The organism is Paracoccus shandongensis (assembly GCF_017315735.1).
Classification (GTDB): domain Bacteria; phylum Pseudomonadota; class Alphaproteobacteria; order Rhodobacterales; family Rhodobacteraceae; genus Paracoccus; species Paracoccus shandongensis.
In genome coordinates this window covers 1-5,000 of record NZ_JAFLRK010000064.1, presented here as the reverse complement: position 1 = coordinate 5,000, position 5,000 = coordinate 1, and the positions used below count along the sequence as shown (strand labels likewise).

General features: G+C 56.2%; 5 protein-coding genes. 4 read left to right on the top strand and 1 reads right to left on the bottom strand.

What is annotated here, in order from left to right:
* Window positions 1-152: 152 nt before the first annotated feature.
* The 4 genes from JX613_RS19435 (at window position 153) to JX613_RS19420 (ending at window position 3,789) form a co-directional block, all read left to right on the top strand.
* Window positions 153-1,112 carry a replication initiation protein gene (locus JX613_RS19435; protein ID WP_207103126.1) on the top strand — a complete coding sequence of 320 codons (960 nt, stop codon included), beginning with the start codon at window positions 153-155 and terminating at the stop codon, window positions 1,110-1,112.
* Window positions 1,109-1,510, top strand: a complete 402-nt coding sequence (locus JX613_RS19430) for a hypothetical protein (RefSeq protein ID WP_207103125.1) — start codon at window positions 1,109-1,111, stop codon at window positions 1,508-1,510. The genes JX613_RS19435 and JX613_RS19430 overlap by 4 nt, the downstream gene beginning before the upstream one ends.
* A gap of 24 nt (window positions 1,511-1,534) precedes the next feature.
* Window positions 1,535-2,353, top strand: a complete 819-nt coding sequence (locus JX613_RS19425) for a hypothetical protein (protein WP_207103124.1) — start codon at window positions 1,535-1,537, stop codon at window positions 2,351-2,353.
* A 191-nt stretch (window positions 2,354-2,544) separates the two neighbouring features.
* Window positions 2,545-3,789, top strand: a complete 1,245-nt coding sequence (locus tag JX613_RS19420) for a glycosyltransferase (protein ID WP_207103123.1) — start codon at window positions 2,545-2,547, stop codon at window positions 3,787-3,789.
* Here JX613_RS19420 and JX613_RS19415 read toward each other — a convergent pair.
* Window positions 3,786-4,370, bottom strand: coding sequence for a helix-turn-helix domain-containing protein (locus tag JX613_RS19415; RefSeq protein WP_207103122.1), 585 nt, complete (start codon window positions 4,368-4,370; stop codon window positions 3,786-3,788). The two genes, JX613_RS19420 and JX613_RS19415, sit on opposite strands and share 4 nt — an antisense overlap.
* Window positions 4,371-5,000 lie beyond the last annotated feature (630 nt).

The window sequence follows — 5,000 nt, the reverse complement described above, 5'->3', positions numbered from 1 at the left end:
ACTAGGCGCCGGAGGGCAAAAGACTAGGGCCCGGAGGGTTTGAGACTAGGGCCCGGAGGGTTTGAGACTAGGGCCCGGAGGGTTTGAGACTAGGGCCCGGAGGGCAAAGGATAGAAGTTGCAGACTAGGCGACAGTCATTTAGCCTAGGCGAATGAGGGAAATCACTGTGCCGAGCAGCGCTGTAGCGCTTCGATCCGACAAGCCGCTGACCCCGGCCATGGTCTCGGCCATCTGGGAACTGGCCTCGGCGCTCGATGCCGCCCGCATCCCCGCCGAGGTGGACAACAGCATCTGGCTGGAAGTGCCTTCACGGCTGCTGCGCGGCGAGGACGGACGCAACGACAACATCTGGCTGCGTGAATGCCTGACGCGACTGACCGGGGTGCAGCTCAGCGGCGAATGGCGCGGCGATCCCTGGGGCGCGGTTCTGCTGGCCGAATGGAAGATCACCCAGGGCGGCTCGATAGTGCGGGCGCTGATCCCGCCCGCTGGTGTCCATGCCCTGCGCAGTCCGCAGAACTTCGCCAAGATCGAAGCCCGCGCCGCTCACAGCCTGACTGGCCATGGCCGCCAGCTCTACGTGCTGCTGGCCGACAAGAAGCGCCTGGGGAGGCCGTTCTGGACCTTCACCGTGGACGAGTTGCGCTCGCTTATGGGGGTGACTGACAAGAAGTCCTACGAGCGTTGGAACAACTTTCGCCAATGGGTTCTCGACCCTGCTTTAGCGGCAGTGAACGACTATGGAACGGTTGAGGTCAGTATGACCCCCGAGAAACAAGGCCGGGCCGTCCATGCCGTCACCTTCCGCTGGCGCTGGAAGGATCCTCACGACGCCGCCAAGACGGTGGCCGAGAATGAGCGCCACCAAAACGCCCGCCGCCGCCAGCAGGACAAGAACGACGCACCGCCCCTCATTGCCGATGAACCCCAAGCGGAACCGGCCTTGATCTGGTGGCACGGGCTGACCCCAACTGAACGTAAAGATTGGGCGGATCGTGTCGGCCGCACCTTCAAGGCAGGTGATTACACCCTGCCCCGGCGCGACGCCGACCTTGCGCGCGCTGCCTTTTCCGTTCATGACGAAGGGGTTCCACCCAGAACCCCAAAATGACGCAATACGCAACCATGCCGGAACTGTCCCTATCACAGGCTGCGAAGCTAACGGGCAAAAGCAAATCCACCATCAATCGAGCCATCAAAACCGGAAAACTTAGCGCGTTACGACACGAAGATGGCAGCTATTCGATTGACCCTGCAGAACTCTCTCGGGCATTCGGCATGGAACCCCAGGAGGGTTCGAAAAGACGCGATGCGGAACCTGATGCGAACCGGCTTCTCGAACGCATCGAAGCTTTAGAAGCGATGCTGAATCGCGAACGTGAGATCTTGGCTGACCTAAAAGAGGATCGGGATCGCTGGCGGCAACAAGCGACTGCTTTGCTGACTGATCAACGCCCTACTATCACCACCGTCTCTAGGTGGCGGTGGTGGGGGAAAAAAAGCCTCTGATACTTATCGACACATGGACACAGCATGAGTGCTGTTGTCATATACATGTCATATTGTGTCGGTGGAGTTCATGTGACCTATAGTAATAGAGAAAAGACAAAAGATTTTGTCCATCAACAAAATATTGTATATTTGCTGTGGTCGGACAGGGCAGTCATAACAGCAGGCGGTGTATTGATTGCATTTACCTTTGCATTAATAGCACTTCACGCCATGCTTTTAGAAGCAATGAGCCCGGATGAGCCGCAGACTACAATGCTTGCACGCCTTTTTGGAACCATCAGCATTGAAGCTGACGGCTCTATCGCTGAGAACTTTACCCATGGCATGTCCTTTGTCGCCTCAATCCTTTTCCTCGCTGCGGCCAGTGCAGCCCGTTCACGCTTTTGCCTTCTTCTTTCTATATTAATGTCGTTTGCTTGGTTCGACGATTCCGCCAGTTTCCATGAGCGTGTTGGTGAGATATTCCAAGAGTTAGGCTTAACGTTAGGTATCTCAGGCCTTGATCATCACACTCAGGGAGAACTGGCTGCTTGGTTAATAATCGGCCTGATTCTTTTGCCCTTTGCGATATGGGCAATATTAGGCCGCAGTGAAAGAGATAGAACGATTTCGAAACTGGTTGCGTTGCCTGTTGCCGTTCTGGTCATAAGTGCAAGTATTATGGACTTGTTACATGCTTTGTTTCCGCACATCCGTGCCCTAGTGTATCTGGAAGATGGCGGGGAGATGTTAGCAATTGCTATGATTGCAACGGTGGCCCTGTTTCTTGCGCGCAATACTCATGTAATTATTAATAAAGAGACAGTTTTCAGAGCGCCCACGAATAGATCAAACTCATAAATCTGTCTGATAGTGCTGCCACTGCATGAATAACGTTCTCAGAGACAAGGGAGTAGAATGTCCCACTGGCTTCATCTTCGACTTACTTCTAATTTTCTACGATAGGACTAGCTAGATATCGTAAGATCAGGATAGTGCCCTTGTGATTTACGGAAATTAACCGAACAAAAATTAACAGGAAATTTAATTTCATGTTTGATCATTTGCAAAATTTTGACAGTAAAAAATCCAAAAAGCTTCTGCTTTATGTTCATGTCCCCGTTTATCGGGACAGCGGCGAGTTGCTGATCGAACCACAAGCTGCAAATGGCCTACGGTTGTGGAGCAGAAACTTTGATCATATCACGGTGATGCAGCCGCTCAGGGCAGGTGCGTCAGATCGCACGGCGCTGCAGCCTGTCTCACAGATCCCCGGAGCCGATAGGATCACCTTTGATCCTCTGCCGATGGCCTATCGGCCTGACCGTTTCCTACGCGAACTGCCTGCGGTACGGCGGAAAATCCGGAACAATATCGCGCAAGCGGATTATCTGTGCTTCAGCCTTGGCGGACTGTGGGGCGATTGGGGGGCGGTGTCCTCGATCCTCGCCCACCAGAACGGGCGGCGCTATTCGGTTTGGACCGACCGGGTTGAATCCCAGGTCACGCGTCACAAGGCAAGAACCGGACAGGGCCGTGCCGCCCTGCGTTCCAAGCTGACTTGGCGGCCGATGGCTGCCTTGGAAAAATGGGTGATCCGCCGTGCAGCACTGGGACTTTTTCATGGGCGCGAGACCTATGATGCCTATGCGCCCTTTTGCCAACAGCCGCAGTTGGTTCACGACATCCATGTCAAGAAATCGGATCACATCGGTCCTGACGACCTGATCCGCAAGCAACAACAGGCTGGCAGCGGTCCGTTACGCATCGTCTATGCTGGTCGCGCCGACCCGATGAAGGGTCCGCTTGACTGGATCGAGGTTCTTGCAACCTTGGCGCACAGAGGTATGGATTTCCGGGCGTCCTGGCTTGGCGATGGGCCGCTGCTGGCTGAAATGCGCTCGGCCATCAATGCGGCAGGTCTGGCAGACAAGGTCGAACTGCCAGGCTTCGTCAATGACCGCGGCACTGTTCTAAAAGCATTGCAGCAAGCGCATGTCATGCTGTTCTGCCACAAGACGCCAGAATCGCCGCGCTGCTTAATCGAGTCACTGGCCTCAGGCACGCCCCTTGTTGGTTATGAAGGTGCCTTTGCTGCCGATCTGCTTTCCGGCCACGGTGGAGGGCGGTTGGTGCAGATAAACGATATTGCCGGATTGGTGGATGTCCTGACCAGCTTGGCCAAGGACAAAGCTCAATTGGCTGACCTGATGGACCGTGCAGTTCAGGATGCTGCCCCTTTCCACGACGAGGCAGTCTTTGCACATCGCTCTCAGTTGATCCGCGATTATCTTTAGGTGTCCGATCCCACGACTTCCCTTTCGCCTTTCATAGCTTGAATGACCTGCTCGATATGCGTCCGTTGCTGTTGGGCGCGGCGGACCATCAGGCTGCGGGCTTGGTCATTGTGGCGGGCGATCTCGTGCAGCTGCTGAGCCAACTGATCCAGGTGCAGACGGGAGATCTTCTGGCCGCGCAGCACGGCTGTGTTCATGGCCCTTACGGCCTGGTTCACGTTCTGCCCGATCGCGGACACCTCCTTGGTCAGTGCCGCGATCTCGCCCGCTTCGGGCGGCTCGATGTGATACACGCCCGCCGCATAGAGCAGCACCCGCCGCGCCATGTCGGCCCGGCTCAGGTCCAGCTCCTTCGCCAGGGCATCCAGACGCTCCATGTCCTCGGCGCTGACCCGCACCGTCAGCACCTTGCTGCGAGACTGCGGCAAACGCTCGTCCCAGCGGTTCTTGAGGTTGTAGATCGTCCGGCGGCTGACCCCGTATTTTTTCGCCAGCTCCGTAACCGGGATCTTCGCCTCCAGCTCGCCCCGCAGCGCCTGCTTCTGGGCGTTCGTCAGGCGGCTGAACTTGCGCTTTGGCATATGTGAAGTATCCAATATTAGGATTGTGAAGTATTCAAGTCATATTTCCTGCCATTTACACAACCCCTAAAACTGCCCTTCACAAAGCAGGGCCATTCTAGGCCGTTTTTGAGCCTAGATCTGGGGTCCAAGAGGCCACAGGACAAAGCCAAAGAACCGCATTGTCGCTTTGCGGATATAGGGTGCAGATAGACTAGCGATGCACTCTCAGCGCCACGGAGAGGCTTTCTAGAGGCCCATTCCAACTCCTTGGGTAGAAGCTTCCAGCTCTTAGGCCCTTCCGGCCTCCAAGGGGCCTTCCAGAGCCTCTGAGCGCCTTTCTGATTTTCTCAGCCATTTTTTACCATCAGGGCGGCCGTAATTTGTTAAGGATCTGTCCTCTGCCATTTGTGCCGCCCCGAGGCGCAGCGCTTACCCAAAGGGCTGGCAAGCCTCAGGGCAGGCGGCGCCAAGCCGCCAGTTTTGCCGCAGTGTCGGGTGTCGCGTGTCGCGTGTCGCTTCGCTCCCCGCGACACCCGACACTGACACTAGGAAGCTTTAAAACTAGGCGCCGGAGGGCAAAAGACTAGGGCCCGGAGGGTTTGAGACTAGGGCCCGGAGGGTTTGAGACTAGGGCCCGGAGGGTTTGAG

What these genes read in the sequence shown, in the direction of transcription:
- JX613_RS19430 (WP_207103125.1), top strand. Translation starts at nt 1,109, where the DNA reads ATGACGCAATACGCAACCATGCCGGAACTGTCCCTATCACAGGCTGCG.
- JX613_RS19435 (WP_207103126.1), top strand. Translation starts at nt 153, where the DNA reads ATGAGGGAAATCACTGTGCCGAGCAGCGCTGTAGCGCTTCGATCCGAC.
- JX613_RS19415 (WP_207103122.1), bottom strand. Translation starts at nt 4,370, where the DNA reads ATGCCAAAGCGCAAGTTCAGCCGCCTGACGAACGCCCAGAAGCAGGCG.
- JX613_RS19420 (WP_207103123.1), top strand. Translation starts at nt 2,545, where the DNA reads ATGTTTGATCATTTGCAAAATTTTGACAGTAAAAAATCCAAAAAGCTT.
- JX613_RS19425 (WP_207103124.1), top strand. Translation starts at nt 1,535, where the DNA reads ATGAGTGCTGTTGTCATATACATGTCATATTGTGTCGGTGGAGTTCAT.